Origin of the sequence: Massilimicrobiota sp. An142, from assembly GCF_002160725.1 — a bacterium.
Taxonomy (GTDB): domain Bacteria; phylum Bacillota_I; class Bacilli_A; order Erysipelotrichales; family Coprobacillaceae; genus Allocoprobacillus; species Allocoprobacillus merdigallinarum.
Genome location: NZ_NFLD01000011.1, coordinates 32,305 through 55,088 on the forward strand (window position 1 = coordinate 32,305; position 22,784 = coordinate 55,088).

The 22,784-nt window shown below is 32.2% G+C and carries 21 protein-coding genes; 13 read left to right on the plus strand and 8 right to left on the minus strand.

Annotated elements, in window-relative coordinates; genetic code table 11:
- Positions 1–7: 7 nt before the first annotated feature.
- Positions 8–1,879, plus strand: coding sequence for a glycerophosphodiester phosphodiesterase family protein (locus tag B5E87_RS06535; RefSeq protein WP_087244126.1), 1,872 nt, complete (start codon positions 8–10; stop codon positions 1,877–1,879).
- On the opposite strand, the gene asnB is transcribed toward B5E87_RS06535, so the two are convergent.
- Positions 1,876–3,672, minus strand: coding sequence for an asparagine synthase (glutamine-hydrolyzing) (asnB, locus tag B5E87_RS06540; protein WP_087244127.1), 1,797 nt, complete (start codon positions 3,670–3,672; stop codon positions 1,876–1,878). The genes B5E87_RS06535 and asnB overlap by 4 nt on opposite strands.
- Positions 3,673–3,796: 124 nt before the next feature.
- On the opposite strand from asnB, the gene B5E87_RS06545 reads away from it, so the two are divergent.
- The 7 genes from B5E87_RS06545 (at position 3,797) to B5E87_RS06575 (ending at position 11,360) form a co-directional block, all read left to right on the plus strand.
- On the plus strand, positions 3,797–4,933 hold the full coding sequence (locus B5E87_RS06545; protein WP_087244128.1) for a helicase-related protein: 1,137 nt from the start codon (positions 3,797–3,799) through the stop codon (positions 4,931–4,933).
- A complete protein-coding gene (locus B5E87_RS06550) occupies positions 4,891–5,532 on the plus strand; it encodes a ComF family protein (RefSeq protein ID WP_087244129.1) in 642 nt (213 codons plus the stop codon). The genes B5E87_RS06545 and B5E87_RS06550 overlap by 43 nt, the downstream gene beginning before the upstream one ends.
- A 91-nt stretch (positions 5,533–5,623) precedes the next feature.
- Positions 5,624–6,241 (plus strand): flavodoxin family protein, encoded by a 618-nt coding sequence (locus B5E87_RS06555; protein ID WP_087244130.1) that lies wholly within the window; start codon positions 5,624–5,626, stop codon positions 6,239–6,241.
- A 143-nt stretch (positions 6,242–6,384) separates the two neighbouring features.
- On the plus strand, positions 6,385–6,582 hold the full coding sequence (locus tag B5E87_RS06560) for a cold-shock protein (protein WP_087244131.1): 198 nt from the start codon (positions 6,385–6,387) through the stop codon (positions 6,580–6,582).
- Between the two features lie 133 nt (positions 6,583–6,715).
- The gene (secA, locus tag B5E87_RS06565) at positions 6,716–9,364 is read left to right on the plus strand and encodes a preprotein translocase subunit SecA (protein ID WP_087244132.1); all 2,649 of its coding nucleotides are present in this window, start codon (positions 6,716–6,718) and stop codon (positions 9,362–9,364) included.
- Positions 9,364–10,473 carry a peptide chain release factor 2 gene (prfB, locus tag B5E87_RS06570; protein ID WP_087244133.1) on the plus strand — a complete coding sequence of 370 codons (1,110 nt, stop codon included), beginning with the start codon at positions 9,364–9,366 and terminating at the stop codon, positions 10,471–10,473. The genes secA and prfB overlap by 1 nt, the downstream gene beginning before the upstream one ends.
- The gene (locus tag B5E87_RS06575; protein ID WP_087244134.1) at positions 10,473–11,360 is read left to right on the plus strand and encodes a YitT family protein; all 888 of its coding nucleotides are present in this window, start codon (positions 10,473–10,475) and stop codon (positions 11,358–11,360) included. The genes prfB and B5E87_RS06575 overlap by 1 nt, the downstream gene beginning before the upstream one ends.
- A 69-nt stretch (positions 11,361–11,429) precedes the next feature.
- On the opposite strand, the gene B5E87_RS06580 is transcribed toward B5E87_RS06575, so the two are convergent.
- Genes B5E87_RS06580 through B5E87_RS06590 form a run of 3 tightly spaced genes read right to left on the minus strand, consistent with a single transcriptional unit; the run spans position 11,430 to position 12,995 of the window.
- The gene (locus B5E87_RS06580; protein WP_087244135.1) at positions 11,430–11,849 is read right to left on the minus strand and encodes a DUF6120 family protein; all 420 of its coding nucleotides are present in this window, start codon (positions 11,847–11,849) and stop codon (positions 11,430–11,432) included.
- Complete coding sequence (locus B5E87_RS06585) at positions 11,827–12,135, minus strand: hypothetical protein (protein WP_087244136.1); 309 nt, start codon at positions 12,133–12,135, stop codon at positions 11,827–11,829. Before B5E87_RS06585 ends, B5E87_RS06580 begins: the two co-directional genes overlap by 23 nt.
- 5 nt (positions 12,136–12,140) lie before the next feature.
- Positions 12,141–12,995 (minus strand): LysR family transcriptional regulator, encoded by an 855-nt coding sequence (locus tag B5E87_RS06590; RefSeq protein WP_087244137.1) that lies wholly within the window; start codon positions 12,993–12,995, stop codon positions 12,141–12,143.
- A gap of 107 nt (positions 12,996–13,102) precedes the next feature.
- On the opposite strand from B5E87_RS06590, the gene B5E87_RS06595 reads away from it, so the two are divergent.
- Positions 13,103–14,797 (plus strand): ABC transporter ATP-binding protein, encoded by a 1,695-nt coding sequence (locus tag B5E87_RS06595; protein WP_342670397.1) that lies wholly within the window; start codon positions 13,103–13,105, stop codon positions 14,795–14,797.
- Entirely contained in the window at positions 14,798–16,534 is a 1,737-nt protein-coding gene (locus tag B5E87_RS06600; protein ID WP_087244139.1) for an ABC transporter ATP-binding protein, read from the plus strand.
- 24 nt (positions 16,535–16,558) lie between these two features.
- Here the strand turns inward: B5E87_RS06600 and B5E87_RS06605 are convergent, their stop codons facing one another.
- The gene (locus B5E87_RS06605; RefSeq protein ID WP_087244140.1) at positions 16,559–17,047 is read right to left on the minus strand and encodes a hypothetical protein; all 489 of its coding nucleotides are present in this window, start codon (positions 17,045–17,047) and stop codon (positions 16,559–16,561) included.
- 123 nt (positions 17,048–17,170) lie between these two features.
- Here B5E87_RS06605 and B5E87_RS06610 point away from each other — a divergent pair, with 123 nt between their 5' ends.
- Positions 17,171–17,899, plus strand: coding sequence for an acyl-[acyl-carrier-protein] thioesterase (locus B5E87_RS06610; protein ID WP_087244141.1), 729 nt, complete (start codon positions 17,171–17,173; stop codon positions 17,897–17,899).
- 171 nt (positions 17,900–18,070) lie between these two features.
- Here B5E87_RS06610 and B5E87_RS06615 read toward each other — a convergent pair whose 3' ends face one another.
- The gene (locus B5E87_RS06615; RefSeq protein ID WP_206399247.1) at positions 18,071–19,423 is read right to left on the minus strand and encodes an MATE family efflux transporter; all 1,353 of its coding nucleotides are present in this window, start codon (positions 19,421–19,423) and stop codon (positions 18,071–18,073) included.
- 84 nt (positions 19,424–19,507) lie between these two features.
- On the opposite strand from B5E87_RS06615, the gene B5E87_RS06620 reads away from it, so the two are divergent.
- Positions 19,508–20,098 (plus strand): hypothetical protein, encoded by a 591-nt coding sequence (locus B5E87_RS06620; protein ID WP_087244143.1) that lies wholly within the window; start codon positions 19,508–19,510, stop codon positions 20,096–20,098.
- Here B5E87_RS06620 and B5E87_RS06625 read toward each other — a convergent pair.
- Together B5E87_RS06625 and B5E87_RS06630 are read right to left on the minus strand one after the other, a co-directional pair.
- The gene (locus B5E87_RS06625; protein WP_087244144.1) at positions 20,089–20,994 is read right to left on the minus strand and encodes an RluA family pseudouridine synthase; all 906 of its coding nucleotides are present in this window, start codon (positions 20,992–20,994) and stop codon (positions 20,089–20,091) included. The two genes, B5E87_RS06620 and B5E87_RS06625, sit on opposite strands and share 10 nt — an antisense overlap.
- The gene (locus B5E87_RS06630) at positions 20,991–21,800 is read right to left on the minus strand and encodes a methyltransferase domain-containing protein (RefSeq protein ID WP_087244145.1); all 810 of its coding nucleotides are present in this window, start codon (positions 21,798–21,800) and stop codon (positions 20,991–20,993) included. The genes B5E87_RS06625 and B5E87_RS06630 overlap by 4 nt, the downstream gene beginning before the upstream one ends.
- 161 nt (positions 21,801–21,961) lie before the next feature.
- On the opposite strand from B5E87_RS06630, the gene B5E87_RS06635 reads away from it, so the two are divergent.
- A complete protein-coding gene (locus tag B5E87_RS06635) occupies positions 21,962–22,777 on the plus strand; it encodes a MurR/RpiR family transcriptional regulator (RefSeq protein ID WP_087244146.1) in 816 nt (271 codons plus the stop codon).
- Positions 22,778–22,784 lie beyond the last annotated feature (7 nt).

Sequence of the window (22,784 nt, forward strand, 5' to 3'; positions counted from 1 at the left end):
GGGAGTTATGGTGCTTAAAGATAAAAAATATGATGCTTTAATAAAAAATGTTTTACAGTTTTCAATCTTCTATAAACTCATGATTCTCTTTTTCTTTAGTCCTTTATTAAGATTTATTTTAAAAGAATATTTGAGTCAAGTTTCAGTCAGTATTGCTTTTAATCAAAATATGATTGATGTTTTTTTATCTATTCCTGGAATCATCATTTTACTGGTACTATTATTAGCAATGATGCTTCTTGTTTATTATAATCTTTATGTTGTGATACAAATTGTTATATTAGAATATCGAAAGCAATCTTATCATTTAAAAGATATTGTTTTAAAAAGCTTTCAAGATTTAAAAAATATACATAAACCAACGTTTATACTGAGTGGTTTATACCTTATTTTATTATTACCATTAGTTCATGTTGGGTATTTGAATAACTATATTCCTAGATGGAATATACCTCCTTTTATCTTTAAAGAATTACAGTTAACAGGGCTAGGACAAATACTGATCTTTTTTATATATATGCTTTATTATGGACTGTTCATAGTTATGATTTTTGTACCATTTTATTTGATTATTGAACATGATTCATTGATCACAGCGGTTAAGAAAAGCTATCAGATGATTAAACAAATAACTTTTCATCAAAAAATACAGATTTTATTATGGATTGTCGTATGGGTAGTCATAGAAAATATAATGATGAGTCTTTTGCCTTATCCATTGTTACATAATCGAGATTTTAATATTTATTTTATTAAATATTTTGTTCATTTTGCTTCATTTCGTTATAGTGTGATTCAATATATAATTGTCTTTTTATTATCCGTGATTGCAATGATATTCTTTTTAAGATTTCTAGCATCTCTATTTTGTCAAAATGAAACGCATTTTATGACAATTCAGGATGTTCAGATGGATACAACCCGTTTACAACAGACATTAGCTAATATTCAAAATCATTTCACATCATTGATTGAAAAAATAAAACAGCGTGTTTTTCAAATTCAATGGATTCAGACTTATAAAAAAACGATTCGTTTGATTTGTATTGTCTGTGTGATTGTTGGAAGTTTCGTTTATTTGCATCAAGATTCAAGATTACATAAGCCTTATGTGATTGGGCATAGAGGTTCAGGATATGTCATAGAAAATACTTTTGAAGCTGTTGAAAATGCCAATCAGTGTGGCAGTGATTTTGCGGAAATTGATATTCAGCTTTCACAAGATCAAATTCCTGTTGTTTATCATGATACAACGATGTCTCGATTATCTGACTCTTCTTCACCCGTTTCAAAATTATCAGCTCAGGAATTTGAAAATCTATCTTTATATGACCAGGGATTAACGGCTAGTCCTATCACTTTAGAACATCTGATTCAAAAGATGCAGGAACAACAATTAGATGTCAAATTACTGATTGAATTCAAGCCAACCAATGACAACTATCGAAAAATGGTAGATGAAGTTGTCAAGATTATACAAAAATATCATTTTGAATCACAAGCTATCTTTATGTCACTGCATTATCAAAGTGTTGCTTATTTACAGCATTTGTATCCAAAGTGGTGGGTTGGTTATTGTATTTATGGAAGTATTGGTGATATAGATAATAGTATTTGGGATATGGATATAGATTTTTTAGCGATTGAAGAGAATCGTGCGAGTACATCTCTAATCCAAAAGGCAACATCTCAAATGATTCCTATTTATATATGGACGGTAGATAATGGTAAGAAAATGAAACAGTATTTAGATATGGGAGTAAGTGGACTGATTACCAATTATCCTGATAAAGGTCGAAAAGCAATTGATGAATATCTCAAAGAACATCCATATTCTTATTATTATGAAGATATTGAAAAAGCAGGATACCCTGCTTAAAATTCAAGTTGAATATGATAAATTTTTCCCCATAAATAAATTTGATAGAAATAAGCCATAAGTTGTGGACCCATCATAAGTTGACCAAACCATGGTGCAGTGAAGCTTTGGCCATGTGATTGAATGAAGTTTTCCAGTTTTGGAATATCAAAGAATTGAAATAAGAGATTAGAAGGATCCTTAAGGGATTCTTTTAATTTGTCTTCAATAAGTTTTTCATATAGTGGAGAATAAGTTTTAGGATATGGGTTTTTCTTTCGATGCACAATATCATCTGGTAAAAAATCAGCAAATGCCTGACGAAGAATACCTTTTTCTTCACCTTGATCAAACATATAGGCTTCAGGCATATTATAGAGATACTGTAAAATTTGAGTTGAAGCAAATGGAACACGGACTTCTAATGAAGCACGCATGGTTTGACTGTCAGCACGTGTTAAAAGTGTTTGCATAAACCATTGTGTATTGAGATAGATAAGCTGTTTTTTACGATTGTCAGTATGAATTTCCTGTAAAGATTCCTGATAACGTTGAATAATATAGTCTTTAAGATTTAATTTTTGAACCTTTTCATTAAACATACTTAATCTCTGATCTAAATCACGCATCCAAGGGAAATAAGGCTGGTTGTAGAGTTCTTCTTTATAAAACCATGGATATCCTCCAAAGATTTCATCAGCACATTCACCTGATAATGTGACTTTATGTTCTTTTGAAATAGCTTTAGAAAACAGTAAAAAGCTTGCATCAATATCCGCCATACCTGGCATATCTCTGGCAATGAGTGTTTCCCTTAAAGCCTCTATTAAATCAGTTTGTTTTAAAACAATAGAATGATGATGTGTTGCATAACGTGATACCATCTGTTGAATATAACTATCATCCATTGTTGTCTGATAATCATAGGCATGGAAATATTTATCCTGGTCTTCATAAGTCACGCTGTAAGTCGAAAGTGGACGTACATATTGTGAAGTGATGGCTGTAATAATACTAGAATCCAGCCCACCAGATAACATGGTTGATAATGGAACATCACTTAATAATTGATGCTGGATGCTTTGAATGACAAGATGACGAACGTGTTGGATAGTTTCAGTTAAATTTTCATCATGTGATTCATCATGAAGCTTCCAATAACATTGAATATGCAGTGTTTTTTGGAAATATAAGTAGTAGCCAGGTCTTAAAGCGTATATATCTTTATAAAGTGTTAATCCTGGTGTTAAGCTTGGTCCCAGTCCTAATAATTCTTTCACCCCATTTTCATCCACGACAGCTTTTCCAATATAGCTTAAAAGACTTTTGATTTCACTGGCAATGACAAGTGTATCTTTTTGTAAGGTATAGTAAAGTGGTTTGACACCTAGTGGATCTCTGGCCGCAAAAAGCTTTTGTCCATCATCAATGACAAACGCAAAAATACCTTCAAATAAGTCCAGACAGTGTTCCTGATATTCAATATATGCAGCTAAAACAACTTCACTGTCACTCATTGTATGAAAAGTATAACCTAATTCAATCAGATGATTCTTGATTTGAGTCATATTATAGATTTCACCATTATAAGTCATACGATATGTTTTCTCATGATGGGTATAGAGAATAGGCTGATTGCCATTCTTTAAATCAATGATTGCTAAACGTGTATGTCCCATTAAACAATGTGGTGTCATCATATAGCCAATATGATCAGGACCACGTTTTTGCAGTAACTTTGTCATTGTCATGATTTTCTCATCATAATCAAATAAATGTTTTGAATAATTACAGATTGTTATAATACCACACATAGATTTCACCCCATACAATGTATGAATGGATTTAAAAAATATGAAACAAATCAGAGAAAAAAAGAAGACAAACTTGAGATTTTTAATGATAGATCTATGCTATGATACAGGTGGGTGATGAAAAGTGGAATGTCCAAGATGCCATAATCAAAATGTCAAACGTTTATATAAGCTTCATGGTAAATATTATTGCCGACAATGTATAGCTTTTCATCGTGTTTGGGTAGATGAGCCATATACTCAAGATCATACACGTTTTCCTCCACAAAAAGTAAGATATTCTCTTGATTTTGAATTGTCAAAATCCCAACAGGATATATCTAGACAATTGGTTTACAATTATCAAAATCATTATCATTCCTTAGTCTTGGCAGTTTGTGGATCTGGCAAGACCGAAATTGTTTTTGAATTAATACAATATGCTTTACAAAGAGGTGATCGTGTATGTTTCTGTATTCCACGTAAAGAATTGGTTAAAGAGCTTTATCAAAGAATAAAAGAAGCTTTTCATCAAATAGATATTGGTCTGGTTTATGGTGGACATATTGAAAATATCAATGCACAATTGATAGTATGTACTATGCACCAGCTTTATCGTTTTGAAAAAAGTGGATTTCATTTGATGATAGCTGATGAAGTGGATGCCTTTCCATTTTATGGCAATCCTGTCTTACAACAAATTTTTATGCGTTGTTGTATAGGGAATTACGTTAAGTTAAGTGCTACATTTGTGAAAGAGGATATTGATGGTGAAGAATTACTAATTATGAATAGAAGATACCATGGCTATGATCTTCCAGTACCTCAACTGATCATTTGTCCTCATTGTTTACAAGTGTTATTGATTTCATTTTTGCTTAAGAAATGGAAAAAGAAAGTCATTGTTTTTGTGCCACTCGTTCAAGATGTGGATAAACTGGCAAGTCAATTACAATCTTATACACATTTAAGAGTTCGTGGTGTATCATCTACACACAAACATAATCAAGATAATCTGATGGCTTTAAAAAATGGCGATATTGATGTGATTGTTTCTACAACATTATTAGAACGTGGAATCACAATAGAAGATGTGCAGGTTATTGTTTATCATGGTGAACATGATTTATTTGATCGAAGAACACTGATTCAAATAGCAGGACGCGTGGGGCGTAAAATTTCTCATCCTCAAGGTCATGTTTACATATTATCAAATGAACATACCTCCTCTATTAGACAATGCATTCATACAATCAAAAATCTCAATCAGATGAGTGTCTGATTTGTCATGCGCCACTCCTGAAACAAATATCTTTGGCTCATCTTCTTTGCCCATTATCGCTTTGTCAAAACTGCTTATCACAATTTCATGTTCTTGATATCCAGACAACTTTTCATCACTATCCTTTAAGGATTCTTTATGAATACAATGAATTTTTTAGAACACTTCTCTATCAGTATAAAGGACTCTATGATTATGCCCTCAAAGATGCGTTTCTTTGTACGTATTTATCCAAGTTCAAAACACAATATGATGAATATTTGATAGCAGTAGCCCCGAGTTCATCATTCGAAAATGAAAAACGTGGTTTTGCTCCAATGGAAACCATAGCCCATACATTTTCACAACATGTGTTTACAGGATTGTATAAAAAAGAAGCATATAAACAAAGTGGCTTATCATTTGAAGAGAGAAAAAATGTTGTTCATAAAATAGGTATTCATCATCCAGAAGAACTTCAAGGGAAAAAAGTTTTAATTTTTGATGATGTGGTCACATCATCATCAACATTAACAGCTTGTCTATCTCTCATTAAGACAGGCCATCCTCAATGCATCGAATTATTAGTCTTATCAACAAAAAGCTTTCAAACAATATAAATGTACATTTCTTATAAAGAAGTGTACATTTTCATCATTTTCTATATGAGGAAAAAGTATTATAATAGAGTCAGAATAGGAGATGAAAACAATGAAAGTTCTTTTAATTAATGGTAGTCCTCGTCCAAGAGGTTGTACTTATACGGCATTAAATGAGGTTGCAAAAACATTAGAACAGGAAGGTATTGAAACAGAGATCATTCAAGTTGGTCAAAAAGATATTCGTGGTTGTATTGGTTGTCGTCAATGCAAAACAAATGGACAATGTGTTTTTGATGATGAAGTCAATGTAGTCGCAAAGAAATTTGCTGAAAGTGATGGCATTGTTATTGGCAGTCCTGTGTATTATGCCAGTGCTAATGGCACTCTGATTTCTTTTCTAGATCGTTTATTCTATAGTACTTTGGCTGATAAAACAATGAAAGTTGGAGCGGCCGTTGTCAGTGCCAGACGTGCTGGAACAACAGCTACTTTTGATGAATTGAATAAATACTTTACAATTTCACAAATGCCAATTGTTTCTAGTCAATATTGGAATATGGTGCACGGCAATACACCTGAAGAAGTCCAACAGGATTTGGAAGGATTACAAACGATGCGTACTTTAGGTAAGAATATGGCTTTTCTTATCAAAAGTATTCAGTTAGGTAAAAAGCAGCTAGGATTGCCAGAAAAAGAAGAAACAGTTCATACAAACTTTATTCGCTAAAAAAATATAATTTCCAGGGAAATGACTATAAAAAAGATAAACTTTGATAGAAAGAAAAATAAAATTCATCGACAGGATCTGCGTTCTTTTTTAAAATCAATCATTTATAATAGACACAACCATGAAGTAAAGGAGTTGTGAATATGCAAGGTAAAGTAAAATGGTTTAATGCTGAAAAAGGATTTGGGTTCATTGATCGTGGTGAAGGAAAAGATGTTTTTGTTCATTATAGTCAAATTATACAAGATGGATATAAATCTTTAAATGAAGGTGAACTGGTAGAGTTTGAGCTTTATTCAACAGAACGTGGTTTGCAAGCCAGACATGTTGTAAAAATTTGATGAAATTGAGATATGTAGAAAGCATATCTCTTTTTGTTTTTGTTCATGAATTTTACATGATATTTACTTTGTTTTCTTAAGATTATATGCTATAATGTGAAATGTTTCAGTATGCATGAAAGGAGATTTATTCATGGCAAGTAAAAAACAAGAAATTAGAAAGCAATTAAAAAAGAAAGAAGCCAAAGAATTAGAAGAACTTGGATTGAATCCTAATGCCGAAATCGTGGATTTAAACGATGATTTAGGTGAAGATGTTGTTGTAGAAACATTTGATGATGTAGTGAAAAAACCATCACAACCGATTGAATTTAATACAACACCACAAAAGGAAAAGAAAGGTTTTTTAGGTTCTATCAAAAAGGCTTTTTCACAAGATAATAAAATATTAAAGAAGTTAGAAAAGCAGGCACTACAAATTATGGACTTAGAGCCTCGTTATCAGGCAATGAGTGATGAAGAATTAGCTCATCAGACTGATCTTTTTAAAGAACGTCTACAAAATGGTGAAACTTTAGATGATTTATTAATTGAGGCTTTTGCGACTGTTCGTGAAGCTGCGTTTAGACGTTTAGGATTAAAAGCATTTAAAGTTCAGCTTATGGGAGCTATTTCACTTCATAATGGTGATATTGCAGAAATGAAAACTGGAGAAGGAAAAACATTAACATCTATTTTCCCAGTTTATTTAAATGCTTTAACTGGACAAGGTGTTCATGTTGTGACAGTTAATGATTATTTAGCTGAACGTGATAAAACAGACAATGGAAAAGTGTATGAATTTTTAGGTTTAACTGTTGGGTTAAATAAAAGAGAGTTATCTAAAGAAGAAAAACGTGCACAACATGCTTGTGATATTACGTATACAACAAATGCTGAACTTGGATTTGACTATCTAAGAGATAATATGGTGACAAGATTAGAAGATAAGGTTTTAAGACCATTGAATTTTGCATTGGTTGATGAAGTTGACTCTATCTTAATTGATGAATCAAGAACACCATTGATTATTTCTGGTGGTAAGAAAAATACCGCAGCTTTATATATTCAAGCTGATAAGTTTGTCAAATCTTTACGTGAAGATAAAGATTATGAAGTTGATATTGAAAGTAAAACTGTTGCTTTAACTGCTGAAGGTATTTCTAAAGCAGAAAAAGCTTTTAAGATTAAAAATTTATATGATCCTGAGCATACAGCTTTGGTGCATCATATCAATCAGGCATTAAAAGCTAACTATACAATGAGTTTGAATGTAGAATATATGATTGCAACTGAAGATGGAAGCCATGATATCAGAAATGCCAGCATTATGATTATTGATCAGTTTACTGGTCGTGTGATGCCAGGTCGTGCATATAGTGATGGGTTGCATCAGGCACTTGAAGCTAAAGAAGGAGTTCCGATTAAAGAGGAAACAGTGACATTAGCGACAATTACTTACCAAAATTTCTTCCGTTTATTCAATAAATTAGCGGGGATGACAGGAACTGCAAAAACAGAAGAAGAAGAATTCAGAACAATCTACAATATGCGTGTTGTAGAAATTCCAACAAATAAACCAGTTATTAGAGATGATAAACCAGATTTGGTTTTCGCTAAACAGGCTGCTAAATATAAAGCGATTTGTGACGAAGTTGAAAAAAGACATAGTTATGGACAACCAATCTTATTAGGGACAGTTTCAGTAGAAACATCAGAATTATTAAGTAAAATGTTAAATAAACGTGGTATTAAACATAACGTCTTAAATGCGAAAAACCATGCGAAAGAAGCTTTGATTATTGAAAAAGCTGGAGTTATGGGAGCTGTAACTATCGCAACGAACATGGCTGGTCGTGGGACTGACATTAAACTTGGTGAAGGTGTTCCTGAAATTGGAGGATTAATGGTTATTGGAAGTGAAAGACATGAGTCTAGACGTATTGATAACCAGTTAAGAGGTCGTTCTGGTCGTCAGGGAGATCCTGGATGTTCATTGTTCTTTGTATCATTTGAAGATGAATTGATGCAAAGATTCGCAAATGAAAAGATGAAAGATAGAATGGGATCTTTCTTAGAAGATGAAGCGATTGAAAGTAAGATGGTCACAAAATCTATTGAAAATGCACAAAAACGTGTTGAAGGTCAGAACTTTGATATTCGTAAACAATTATTACAATATGATGATGTGATGCGTCAACAACGTGAAATTATGTACAAAGAACGTGATGATATTATGTCACAAACAGATTTAGGACCTATTGTAAGAGGTATGTTTGATCAGGCTGTAGAAAATACAGTACGTCAATTTACAAAACATGATGGTAAAAAAGATAATGTGGATGTTGATGGAGCATTAAACTATATTTCTAAAAACTATATGTTATTAGCTACGTTAACAGCTAAAAATAAAGAAGCAGTACAACATGATGCAAAGAAATTATCAACAAGTTTATCTGAAGTGATTTATTTACAATATCAAAATAGATTTAATAAAGATTTACCAGCAGAAGTGAAATTGGATTATGAAAGAAGAGTTTTATTAGGGGTTATTGATCATACATGGATTAATCATATTGATGCTATGCAAAAATTAAGAAATGGTATTTATTTGCGTGCTTATGCCCAAAGAGATCCACTTCAAGAATATACTGAAGAAGCCTTCTACATGTTTGAAGAAATGACAAAATCAATTTCTCAAGATATTACACGAAATATTGTTCATATGGGTATTGCACCTGGTAGTGAACAGGAAAAACAAATTCCAGCTGTTCAGATAGAATTGGAGTTTAAAGCAGATTAATGGAATTATATGAAATGAAGAATGGGCTTGAAAAAGCCCGTTCTTTACTCAATGAACTCTTTATTTCGATTGATATTGAAGGTTTAAAAAGAGAAATTGAAGGTTTAACAGTTCAAACAATGGATGAAAACTTCTGGAATGATCAAGACCATGCTAGAAAAATATATGATCAACTAAATGAAATGAAAAAGAAAGCTGATACATATGATCATTTAATAACAGCTTTAGATGAATTAGAAGAAACTTATCAATATGTCAAAGAGAGTGATGATGAAGACTTTAAAGCTGTTTTGGATGAAGATTATTTAACATTTGAAAAAGAAATGGATGATTTTGAAAAAACGCTTTTATTTTCAGGGGAATATGATCATCATAATGCGTTATTGGAAATTCATCCAGGTGCTGGAGGAACAGAATCACAGGATTGGGCATCTATGTTGATGCGTATGTATCAAAGATATGCTGATAAAAAAGGTTGGAAAATTGAAGTCCTTGATTACTTGGATGGAGAAGAAGCAGGATTGAAATCAGTCAGTTTACGTATTGTGGGATATAATGCCTATGGACATCTAAAAGCTGAAAAAGGTGTTCATCGTCTGGTGCGTATTTCGCCATTTGATGCGTCAAAACGTCGTCATACATCATTTGCTTCTGTGGATGTCATGCCAGAATTTGACAATGATATTGAAATTGAGATTGATCCTCATGATATCCGTATTGATACTTATCGTGCTTCTGGAGCTGGAGGTCAGCACATTAATAAAACAGATTCAGCAATTCGTATTACGCACTTACCAACAAACATTGTGGTAACATGTCAATCACAGCGTTCACAGATTCAAAACCGTGAACAAGCTATGATTATGCTGAAATCTAAATTATATCAGCTCATGTTAGAAAAACAGGCTTCTGAGCTTAATGAAATTAAAGGGGAACAAAAGGCTATCGAGTGGGGAAGTCAAATTCGTTCTTATGTTTTACATCCATATTCTATGGTCAAAGATAATCGTAGTGGTTATGAATCTAATAATCCTAAAGCTATTTTAGATGGGGATTTGGATGAATGCATTTATGCCTATTTAAAATCAATGGTAAAGGAGGATGATTAATGCATCAGGCAAAACATCTTGTACGTGATACATTGCTTGTGTTATTAGGCAATTTAATTTTGGCTTTTGGTGTCGCTGTATTTGCTGTTCCATCTAACTTAATTGTTGCAGGAGCAACAGGGATTGCTTTGATTATTTGTGAATTTATTCCAGTCAATTATGCAACTGTTGTATTTGTCATTAATATGGTGATGTTATTGCTTGGATTTATTGTTTTGGGTAAGAAGTTTGCTGCTGGAACAATATTAAGTTCTTTGATTTTTCCCTTCTTTTTAGCAATGTTTGAAGCCATTCCACAACTTCAGCATTTAACTTCAGATATGTTATTATCAGCCATCTATGCTGGATTATTTACTGGACTGGGATGTGGAATTGTATTTAGAGTAGGGTATAGTACAGGAGGAATGGATATACCACCCATCATTATGAATAAAAAGCTTCATATTTCACTTGGAGTCTGTGTTTATTTATTTGATGTTGTTGTTTTACTGGGACAATCATTCTTTACGAGCTTTGAAGGTATTTTATATGGAATTATCACAGTGTTTATTACAGCTATTGTATTAGATAAAGTGACAATCTTTGGAGAAAGAAATCTTCAGGTACTTGTGATTTCTGCTCATCATGAAGAAATTGCTGAAGCTATCTTTAAAGAAATAGATCGTGGTTGTACTTTTGTCAATGTCACAACAGGATATTTCCATGATCAGCAAAAAGCAGTATTATGTGTTGTCAATAACAGAGAGTATCCTGTTATTAATGATTTGGTTATGGAAATTGATCCAACTGCATTTATTATTGGTAGTGAAATACATAGTGTTAAAGGTAGAGGATTTACATTACCTAATATTGATTTAGATAAACAAATAAGAGATCATGTTTCTTAATGAAAGTCATTGACAAATCAATGGCTTTTTTTGTGTTCTAATGATATGAAATAAAAAATATCCCTGTATTTATTCATACATGGGGATATCACCATAGTCATAGATAATTTCCTCCTGATAAAGAGGATAGCTTTCTATATAATTTTGATAATAAAGATAAGTTGTATAAAGAACATAGATGATACATGCCATTATTAAAGGAACAAGAATGATAGAAGCATATTGAAGAATTTTACGAGATTTCATATGTGTAATAGCATAATGATGATCGTAGTGATGATAAAAATCAATGACAATATCTTCAGGTAGTCCAAAATGGTATATATAGTCCTGATAGGAACAATCAGGATATTGTCGCTCATATTCATGTAATCTTGTTTTGAAGAATGTGAGAAACTTTTTTTCTTGGACATTGTGTAATGGAAATGTTGTATATAATTGATGATAATATTTTTTAGTATTTTTATTATTGAATTTTTGTTTTTTCATTTTGTAATAATGCCTCCATAGACTGATGAATATTTTGATATTCTCTTTTTAATGTTGTATATCTGACAAGACCAGGATCTTCAATATGATAGAAAACAATGTTTTCTAATGAATAGCTTGAAATAAGATGTGTATCTTGAAGAAAGAAAAGTGAAATGAGAATATCTCCTTCAATAATTTGAAAGTGTTTATTTAAAATCTGATAAATGTGTTCACCAGAAAAATCTTGTTGTTTCAATAGATGTAAAATCATAATTTCAAATTGTGGGAATTGAGATAGCTGCATAAATATTATCCTTTCTGCTGATTCGCAAATAATTCAATAAGTGTCTGCAAAGACGTATTTAAGACTTCATGAGGACGTGTAATTAATGTTAAATCTGTTTTTAAAACTTCATCTTCGAGGATCACATGGTTCAGCTTGGAGTCTGGATAGAAAGTAAGGATATTTTGTGGCACAATCGCAATACCCAAACCAGCTTGAGCCCATTGTAAAGATGTCCTTGAATCATCACATGTAATTTTAATATAAGGATGAAAATGAAGATTCAGGCAATAATCAGTAATAAGTGATAAATAACGCTGATGAATAATTAATGGTTTATTTTGATAGTCTGACATATGTGTCATGTTGGAATGTAAGAGTTCAGGAATACCAACGGCGACCATAGGATCCTTTAAAAACGCCTGACAATGCAGTTGACTTTGATCAAAAGGGGTACGCACAATGCCTAAATCAATATGATGTGTCATTAATAAGTCTATGATTTCATAAGTGCTTCCTTCATAGATACGAAAAGAAACATGGGCTAGATTTTGATTTTGAGCTAAACAACTTGGAAGAATATTGGAATTAGAAGATGTGATCCCAATTCTTAAAACTTCATTTTGCATATCCTGAATTTCATGAAATGTCGTCTCATTTAAAGAAATCATCTGTAAGCTTCTTTTATAAAGGACTTTTCCAGCTTGAGTCAATTCTATTTTTCGATGTCCACGTTTTAATAAAGTGACACCGAGTTCTTCTTCTAATTGTTTCAGTTGCATAGATAAAGGGGGTTGTGCCATATGTAAAGTTTTCGCTGCTTTAGAAATTGTTCCTTCTTCTACAATTGTTTTAAAATAAATCATCTGTTTAATATCCATTGAATCACCATATCCTAAAAGTATACCAATTATACTTTATATATATTATACATATAATACAATTTTCGTTATAATAAATCAAGAAAAGGAATGATAAAAGCATGTGGATGAAATATTTAAAACCGTATCGTAAAGAAGCTGTTATTGGTTTCTTCTTTAAATTGATAGAAGCTTTTTTTGAATTGATTGTACCTATTGTTGTGGCAGATATTATTGATTATGGAATCTTACATCAAGATCAACAATACATTTTACAGCGAGGCCTTTTATTATTGGCATTAGCTTTATTAGGATATGCTTGTGCTTTGGTATGTCAGTATTTTGCCTCAAAAACATCTCAGGGATTTGGAACTTATTTAAGAAATGATATGTTTAAAGCGATTCATGCTTATGATTATGAAAATATAGATGAAATTGGAATTCCATCATTAATGACACGTATCACAAATGATACGAATCAATTACAGTTGGCAGTTGCGATGACGATTCGTTTGGCATCCCGTTCACCATTTTTAATTTTAGGTTCATTAGTCATGGCTTTTCGTATTTCAGTACCGATTGCTTTGATTTTTATTTGTGCAGCACCAATACTCGCTTTAGCGATATATGGAGTGATGTCAAAATCCCTGCCTCTTTATTTAAAAATTCAAAAACAACTGGATCATGTATCATTGATTTGTCGTGAAAATTTAGCTGGTATTCGTGTGATTCGTGCTTTTTCTAAACAGAAACAAGAAAAAGAACGTTTTCAACAGGCAACTCAAAAACAAAAAGATATGCAAATACAGGTTGGAAAACTTTCTGCACTTTTAAATCCAATTACCAGTGTGATTGTCAACTGTGCTATTTTGGTCATTTTGTATGCAGGTGGTTTACAGGTCAATGCGGGATATTTAACTCAGGGAGAAGTAATAGCATTAATCAATTACATGAATCAAATTTTATTATCAATGTTTGCATTTGCTAATGTGATAGTCATTTATAATAAAGCAACAGCTTGTTATAAACGTGTACAGGAAGTTTTAGCTATTCAACCAGCTATTCAGAATGGAAAATGTCTTATTGATAATCAAGAAGGTCCATTGGTGACATTTGATCATGTCAGTTTTTCATATCAGGGTAGCCATGCATTGCATGATCTATCTTTTTCTATTCATCAGGGAGAAACAATTGGAATCATTGGTGGGACTGGTTCGGGAAAATCAACTCTCATCCATCTGATTCCTCGTTTCTATGAAGCGACACAAGGACAAATTTATATCAAGAACAGACCTATTCAAGATTATTCTTTATTTTCTTTAAGACAGATGATTGGTTTGGTTCCACAACAGGCTACGCTCTTTACAGGAACGATTAAAGAAAATATCTGTTTGGCTAAAGAAAATGCCAGCGATGATGAAGTCAAACAGGCCTTGCATTTGGCACAGGCATCATTTGTAGATGAGTGGAAAGATGGCATTTATAGTCATATTACACAAGGTGGACATAATCTTTCTGGTGGACAAAAACAACGTTTAACGATTGCTAGAGCATTGGTGAGAAATCCAGAACTTCTTATATTAGATGATAGTGCCAGTGCATTGGATTTTGCGACTGATGCTGCTTTAAGAAAAGCCATTGCCACACTTCCTCAAACAACAATTATTGTTTCTCAACGTGTCAGTGCAATTATGCATGCTGATAAGATTCTTGTTTTGAGTCATGGTGAATTAGTGGGAATGGGAAAACATGATGAGTTGATGAAAACTTGTGAAATATATCAACAAATTGTCACATCACAAATGTCTAAGGAGGTGGCATAAATGGATATCAAAACAGTGAAGCGTTTATTATCATTTTGTCGCCCGTATATGAAATATTTATATTGTGCTTTATTATGTTCGTCAGGACAGATTGTTTTTACATTGTTGACACCTGTTTTTATTGGACAGGCTGTTGATCATATTATTGGACAGGGACTTGTGGCGTTTGATTTGTTATTTCAAAAAATGCTTTGGATATTGGGAAGTGTTCTGATTGCGGAAATTTTTGATTGGCTGGTAGTGAGATTATCTAATCGTATGACATATGCGATTACAAAAGATTTACGTGATCAATTATTTGAAAAATATGAAACATTGCCTTTAAGTTATATTGATAGTCATGCTCATGGTGATCTGTTAAGCCGTATGGTTAATGATATAGATTTAATTGGTGATGGCCTTTTACAGGGATTTACACATTTATTTAATGGGATTGCGACTATTATTGGAACGATTTGTTTTATGTTATATATCCAAACAACAGTTGCATTGATTGTGATTGTTTTAACACCTTTATCATTGGTTGTAGCAACAATTATTGCCAATAAGACATATAAGTATTTTCAAGAACAGCTGGCTTTAAGAGGAGAACTTGGTGCTTATGTAGAAGAAATGATTGGCGGTGTTAAAGTTGTCAAGGCTTATGGTTATGAACAAACAAATCAGGAGCGCTTTGAAGAAATCAATCAGCGTGTTTATATCAGTGGTGTTAAATCACAGTTTTTAGGAGCATTAGCCAATCCGAGTACAAGAGTTGTCAACAATATTGTTTATGCCAGTGTCTGTATTGCAGGATCTTTATATGTGATTGGTGGCTCTATGAGTGTTGGAGCTTTATCAAGTTTTTTAAGTTATGCCAATCAGTATACAAAACCTTTTAATGAAATTTCTAATGTCTTTACCGAATTACAAACAGCATTAGCTTGTGCTTCAAGAGTTTTTCATTTATTAGATATAGATTCAAGTCCTAAACAGGGTCCAACGAAAACACTTTCGCATATTCAAGGACATGTCCAGATTCAACACCTCAGTTTTTCTTATCGAGATGATGAACCATTCATAGAAGATTTCAATGTGGAAGCAAAACCAGGGCAAACTATTGCAATTGTAGGACCAACAGGATGTGGAAAAACAACTTTCATTAATTTATTAATGAAATTTTATCAGCCACAACATGGTCAAATATGCATTGATGGCATTGATATTCAGGATATGAGCAGTGATTATGTCAGAAGTCTATATGGAATGGTTTTACAAGATTCTTGGTTATTTCAAGGAAGTATTAGGGATAATATTGCTTATGGAAAAAAAGAGGCAACTGATCAGGAAATTATAGAAGCTGCCAAAAAAGCCCATGCACATAAATTTATTATTCAGTTAAAAGATGGCTATGATACAATGATTAGCGAAGAAGGTGGAAATCTATCACAAGGGCAAAAACAGCTATTATGCATTGCGCGTATTATGTTAGTCAAACCACCAATGTTGATTTTAGATGAAGCGACAAGTTCAATTGATACACGTACTGAAAAGCAAATTCAAGAAGCGTTTGATTTAATGATGGAAGGACGTACAACCTTTATTGTTGCACATCGTTTATCAACTATCCAAAAAGCTGATCAGATTCTTGTCATGAATCATGGACAAATTATTGAACAGGGAAAACATGAAGAGTTATTGAAAAAGCATGGCTTTTATCATCATTTATATTATAGTCAGTTTGAAATACAAAAATAAAAACACGAGCTTCGTGTTTTTATTTTATCGAGAAATCATTTTTCTTAATTTTGTCTTATCAACAAAACGTGTTGGGAAACTATAATCTTTTTGAGCATAAACAAATGTAACTTTATTATTATAAGTGAAATTCACTTTTTTCAGTTTACGATAATCTATCAGCATTCTTCCTACCATTAAGTTTTTACGACCTACTAGCACAATTGTTGAAAGAAAATAAGCATAAACAACTGTTAATAGTGCTGCTGCATTTAATCCATTATGGAAAAATGATGAACGAGAAGTGACGATTCCATATACAACAGCAATAATACCACCAATAACAGCAATCAAATAAATGATAGTTAAAATTACATAAAAAATAAGACCACCAGTATTTAAACAAAGCTGTAAAGAATGATCTTGTTTACGACAACGAAAAAACGTAACAATAATGTTAGCGATAGAATATGTAAACCAAAGAAAAATAATTATTAAAACAAACGATAGAACTAATGAAAAAATTTCCTGCATAAATTAAACTTCCTTTCATACTTCTCTATTATACATATAATTTTGCTTTTCGCCTAGAAAAAAATGAAAATATGTGAAATCTTTATGAATTTTTATTATAATAGACACTAGGGAAGTGAAAATATGGAAGATTTAAAGAGTTATGAAACACGTGTTATTGAAATTAATGAAGTTGATGATATGGGAGAATATTTCTTTCATCATCTTTTGAATCGTTTTGCTCAAATTGCAACAGAGAGCGCTATGAAGTTAGGTGTATGGAATTATGATATGATGTCAAAATATGGATGGGTTGTGGCTAAACAGTATCTTCATTTAGATGAACCTATTCATTATCAAGATCGTATTGAATTATCAACAACGATTTCGAAAGGAACATATGTGAGTTTTCCAAGATATTATTATATTAAAAAAGATAATCGTCTGATTGGCACATGTTCTTCTGTTTGGACATTATTAGATATTCAAAAAAGAAGAATGGTTTCACCACAAAAAATAGGGATTACCTTTCCAGAAGCGCCTTTGGAGCATTTATTAGAATTACCACCAGCTATTCAAAAAGATATGGAATTCCAATATATCACAGAAAGAAAAGTTCTATATAGTGATGTCGATATTAATCAGCATATGAACAATACACGCTATGTTGAATGGGCATTGGATTTCATTGATTTTGATAAACATCATCAGTGTTATATCAGTGATTTGAATATTCAATATCGTAAAGAAATTAGACCATTGGAAAAAGTCAAACTTTTTATGGCTGAAAATGGTCATCGTTATATTGTTGAAGGAAGAAGTCAGGAAGATGAGGTTTATTTTACAATAGAAATTTATTTTCGTGATAGATAATTTTCATAATATGAAAACATTTTTATAAAATTTATGATATGATAAGCATGTCCCAAATATCTATAATCGTATTCGTTTTCCCGTAAGAATACAAACAGGAAATAAGTTGCTTTATAGCAACTTTTTCTTTTTTACAAAACAGAAAGAATAAAATATGATTTATGATGTCTTTTATAGTGATTTTTCCAGCCATTGACCACGTTGTTGACGATAGAGAAGCAATAAACCTCTGACACATAATTCAATGCACATAGCCAGCCAAACTCCATGTAATCCCATAGTTTGAACAAAAAGAACGGATAGAGATAAACGAACACCCCAAATACTCAAAAGATTGAGTAAGCTTGGTATAAGAGTATCTCCAGCTCCACGTAACGCACCAGATGCTACAATGGAAACACCATAGAGTGGTTCGGCAAAAAGTTCAATTCGTAAAACTTCTGTAGCCAGCTGTTGGGTCTGCACATCTGGAGTTAAGATTTGAAAAACAAATGGTGAAATGACAAACATAACAATCGCAATGATTCCCATGATGATAGCGCCAAAGGCAACGGTTAAATTGGAAAAGGACTTTGCAAGTTCTTTTTTTTGAGCACCCATGCATTGTCCAACTAATGTGGTTGCGGCAGCTTCCAGTCCATATCCAGGCATATAACATAAGCTTTCAGCAGTGATCGCAAAGGAATGAGCAGCAATTGCAATTGTTCCTAAAGGGGCAATAATCTTTGTAGACATTACCATGGCACCACAAATGGCTATATGTTCAAAAGCTAAAGGTGTTCCAATCTGAAAAGCATTTTTCAATGTTTCTTTTTCAAAATAGAACTTTTCATGATTTTGGAATTTTAATAGAGAAGAATGACAAGTCGTATACCAGAGATTGATAAAACAGACTGTCAACTGAGCAAGCGCTGTTCCAATGGCTGCCCCCACAACACCAAAGTAATGAATGAAAATAAGATTATAAATCACATCTAATCCACACATGGAAGCATTGAGTAAACTCGGTATTTTCATATTACCACTACATTGTAACATGGAACTGCATAAACTATTTAATTGTAAAATAGGTAAACTTAATGTGAAAACAAGAAAATAGGCAGAAGCATTATCAAAAATAGCTGGATCAGCACCTAACCATGTTAATAAACTTTGATTTACAAGCACACCGATGATTAATAATATACAAGAAAAAATGAGGGATGTGATAAGCGCGGTTTTGAAAGTACGACGTGCTTTTTCATATTGACTTGCGCCAATGAGTTGTGCCACCTGAACCGCAAAACTGGTTGCCATAGCACTACATAGACCACTTAAAAGCCAACTGCTGGTTGATACAATTCCAATTGAAGCTGAAGCATCAGGACCGAGATGTCCAACCATGGCAGCATCAATATATTGCATTAAAATAGAAGAAACTTGTGATAAAATCGTAGGAATACTTAATTGAATGATAATATTGATTTTTTGTTTATTTGAAAGTACAGATTGATTTTTGATGATTTCAGTGAAATTTGTTGCCAAAAAAATTCCTCCCATCTTTAAGACATTGGAATCATTATACAATATTTTGTGGGTATGTTACAATAATGTCAAGGAGGATCAAATATGAAAAAAGAATTGGATATGATTCATATTTATGAAAACGGTCAATGTATTAGCTATGGTGGTAATCAGGACTGGTTTTTAGATGATTGGGCCAAAAAGGCTGGTTGTGCCAGTGTTTTAGCAAGTCATCTTTATACATATTATTTATCTATCACACAAATGTCAAAGTCAGAATTTTTAGAAATTATGAATCAGATGTTTCAACGCTTTACTCCAGGAAGAATGGGTTATCCATTTTTATATAAATTTGCAAGAACATTTTGTCAGATGATGCAAGAAAAGCATGTGTTCTTGAAACCTGTTTACATGAAACAGCCTAAAAGTTACTGGCAGGCTATGAAATTTATTGAAAAGAGTATAGATGAAGGTAATCCAGTAAGCTTACTGATTTTATCTCATCAGGCCAAAGAACTTGAAGATGCTAATTGGCATTGGGTTTGTATCACAGGATATAAACATAGTTGTGATGGAGAATGGATTGTGTTTTCTGATTGTGGTATACGTCGTGAAATAGATGCTCATATTTTATTTGATATAAATGAAAAGAATGTTATGAAAATGGTCAGTATGAAAAAGAATCCTCAAAATTGAGGATCCATTTTTTTTATAAGTTTCAACATATCTGATGGAGGCTGACAAGTGAAGGTCAGTTTTTCTTTGGTAATAGGATGAATGCATTCTATTTGATAAGCGTGCAACGCCTGATGATTCAACAGGGCAGAAGAGTGACCATAAAGTTGATCTGATAAAATAGGATGTCCAATAGCAGACATATGAACTCTAATCTGGTGTTTTCTGCCACTATCTAAAACACATTCTATCAAAGAAAGATGATTCTTGTTGGAAAGGCAACGATAATGTGTACATGCCTTTTTACCATGAGGATGCACAATCATGCGTTGTTGATGGTGACGGTCTTTACCAATCGGTTTATCAATGGTATGCCATTGATGATCATGAAAATTTCCCTCAACAATAGCCAAATAATGACGATGAATGTCTTTCATAGACAATTGATAATCTAATAAAGGCTGTACAAATGCACATTTCACAAAAATCATCAATCCACTTGTTTCATAGTCTAAACGATGAATAAAACGAACGGGAAGATTATAACCCTGTTGATGATAATAGCCACTGACACGGTGTGCCAAAGAATTTGTATCATCTGGTTTAGCTGGAAAGACTTGAAGAAAAGGTGGTTTATTCACAATCAATAAAAACTCATCTTCATAAACAATATCTAAATCTTCATATACGGGTGGATACATCCCATCATCTTCTTGAAAAGCTTTGAATGTCAATTGATCACCTTTGACTAATACTGTTGAAGGTGAAACATAACGATTGTTGACAAGATATGATTTATTTTGTTTCATAAGATGAATTGTTTTTTTAGATAAATGAAACTGTTGAAATAAATCAATGATGGATATAGGTGAATCAATAAAGAGTGTTAAATAAGAGTGCCGAATCTGATATTTCATGAGACTTGATAAACTGTTATACGAATATCAATAGTCACATCAAATTCACCTAAAGTATCTAAAACATGACGACGTTCTTTTTTAATATGATAATAATGGGGTGTCATTTGTAAAAGATTGAGTGTATCTTCTTTTGTCTGTAAATGAATGGTCTGTTTATAATCATAACTTTCAACAACTGAAAAAGGTAGACGTATATGCTGATCAGATTTGATTTTAATTTCATCATAAATTAGTTCTTTGAATTCCACAAGATGATAGGGATTAGCTGTAACATGAATGATATAGCTATTTTTCTTTAAACAACGTTCTATTTCCTGTGCATTAACAACCGTAAATAAAGCTGTTATAACATCCAAAGAATGATCATCAATAGGAATGTTTTTAGAATTACCTACAATCCAATAAATATCTTTAGTATATTTTGTAGCCATTTGAATACCAATTTTAGAAATATCTAAACCATAAATCGTTGAATCATCATTTAATAGTTCTTTGATACGATATGTATAATAGCCTTCACCACATCCTAAATCTAATAATTGACGTGGAGAAGATGTATATTTTGTTAGACAGTGCATAACTTCATTTAAAATACCATCATAATAACCTTTATTTAAATGATGTTGACGACATAGAAGACTTTCTTTATTATCACCAGGATTATTTGTGGCTTTATCTGGATTTAATAAGAGATTGATATATTTTTGTTTCGCAATATCATAACAATGACCATTTTGACAACGATAACTTTTACCATCGAGAATAAGTGGTTCATGACATTTGGGACAAGCAAGATGATGCATAAACTTCCTCCTTTTTTGTGCATTATATCATGTTTATATATATTTGAAAATACAAAGCGTCCTAAGAATGTATGCGAATGAATAAAACATGTTTATTATTTTGAAAGGATTTATCAAAAAGAAAAGAGGCATGTTATAATGGGAAAAAGGGAGTGAAGGCTATGAATATCATTGATTTGTTAGACAATGAAACTTTATTTACAAAAAATGAATTAGAGATTGTCCATTACATCAAAGAAAATCCACAGGCTGTCATCCTCATGACGATTAAAGAATTAGCACAGGTAACTTTTTCTTCGAATGCAAGTATTATTAGACTATGTAGAAAACTAGGCTATAAAGGCTTTCGTGATTTTAAAATAGACTTTATGCGTTATATGGAGTCTTTAAAATATGTCAGGCAGGATATTGATTTTTCATTTCCTTTTCAAAGTGATGAACCGACCTGGCAGATTATTAATAGCTTAGCGCGTGTTTATAAGGAGAGTATTGACTTGATTAATAGTCAGTTAGATATAGATGAACTCGAAAAAATTGTGGATTTACTTGATCGTAGTCAAAGAGTCTTTATTTATGCGACTGGAGATTCCAAGATTACTGCTATGGGTTTTACCAATAAACTCATCAAAATAGGGAAATTCTTTTATATCGCAACAGAAAATAAAGAAGAAGTTTCTTTTTCTAAGGCTGCTACACCTCAAGATGTGGCCTTATTTATCACTTATTCTAAGCAGGATGTTTATCGTGAATCGCTTAGAATATTATTATATAATCATGTGCCTATCATCACAATTACCTCTAATCATGATGATATTCTATTTAAATACAGTCGCTATCATATATTGATTCCTCATAAAGAAAAAAATGAAAAAATAGCTACATTTTATTCGCAGATATCTTTTCAATATGTTTTGAGTATTCTTTATTCCTTGTTGTATAAAAAGCAGAAAAAGTCTATAGACAATAGACAATCATAAAAAGAGA

Coding starts and splice junctions, on each gene's coding strand:
- prfB (WP_087244133.1), top strand. CDS start 9,364: ATGGAATTATATGAAATGAAGAATGGGCTTGAAAAAGCCCGTTCTTTA.
- B5E87_RS06595 (WP_342670397.1), top strand. CDS start 13,103: ATGAAATATTTAAAACCGTATCGTAAAGAAGCTGTTATTGGTTTCTTC.
- B5E87_RS06625 (WP_087244144.1), bottom strand. CDS start 20,994: ATGAAATATCAGATTCGGCACTCTTATTTAACACTCTTTATTGATTCA.
- B5E87_RS06550 (WP_087244129.1), top strand. CDS start 4,891: ATGCATTCATACAATCAAAAATCTCAATCAGATGAGTGTCTGATTTGT.
- B5E87_RS06605 (WP_087244140.1), bottom strand. CDS start 17,047: ATGCAGGAAATTTTTTCATTAGTTCTATCGTTTGTTTTAATAATTATT.
- B5E87_RS06555 (WP_087244130.1), top strand. CDS start 5,624: ATGAAAGTTCTTTTAATTAATGGTAGTCCTCGTCCAAGAGGTTGTACT.
- B5E87_RS06535 (WP_087244126.1), top strand. CDS start 8: ATGGTGCTTAAAGATAAAAAATATGATGCTTTAATAAAAAATGTTTTA.
- B5E87_RS06590 (WP_087244137.1), bottom strand. CDS start 12,995: ATGGATATTAAACAGATGATTTATTTTAAAACAATTGTAGAAGAAGGA.
- B5E87_RS06585 (WP_087244136.1), bottom strand. CDS start 12,135: ATGCAGCTATCTCAATTCCCACAATTTGAAATTATGATTTTACATCTA.
- secA (WP_087244132.1), top strand. CDS start 6,716: ATGGCAAGTAAAAAACAAGAAATTAGAAAGCAATTAAAAAAGAAAGAA.
- B5E87_RS06630 (WP_087244145.1), bottom strand. CDS start 21,800: ATGCATCATCTTGCTTGTCCCAAATGTCATGAACCACTTATTCTCGAT.
- B5E87_RS06635 (WP_087244146.1), top strand. CDS start 21,962: ATGAATATCATTGATTTGTTAGACAATGAAACTTTATTTACAAAAAAT.
- B5E87_RS06600 (WP_087244139.1), top strand. CDS start 14,798: ATGGATATCAAAACAGTGAAGCGTTTATTATCATTTTGTCGCCCGTAT.
- B5E87_RS06575 (WP_087244134.1), top strand. CDS start 10,473: ATGCATCAGGCAAAACATCTTGTACGTGATACATTGCTTGTGTTATTA.
- B5E87_RS06610 (WP_087244141.1), top strand. CDS start 17,171: ATGGAAGATTTAAAGAGTTATGAAACACGTGTTATTGAAATTAATGAA.
- B5E87_RS06560 (WP_087244131.1), top strand. CDS start 6,385: ATGCAAGGTAAAGTAAAATGGTTTAATGCTGAAAAAGGATTTGGGTTC.
- B5E87_RS06620 (WP_087244143.1), top strand. CDS start 19,508: ATGAAAAAAGAATTGGATATGATTCATATTTATGAAAACGGTCAATGT.
- asnB (WP_087244127.1), bottom strand. CDS start 3,672: ATGTGTGGTATTATAACAATCTGTAATTATTCAAAACATTTATTTGAT.
- B5E87_RS06580 (WP_087244135.1), bottom strand. CDS start 11,849: ATGAAAAAACAAAAATTCAATAATAAAAATACTAAAAAATATTATCAT.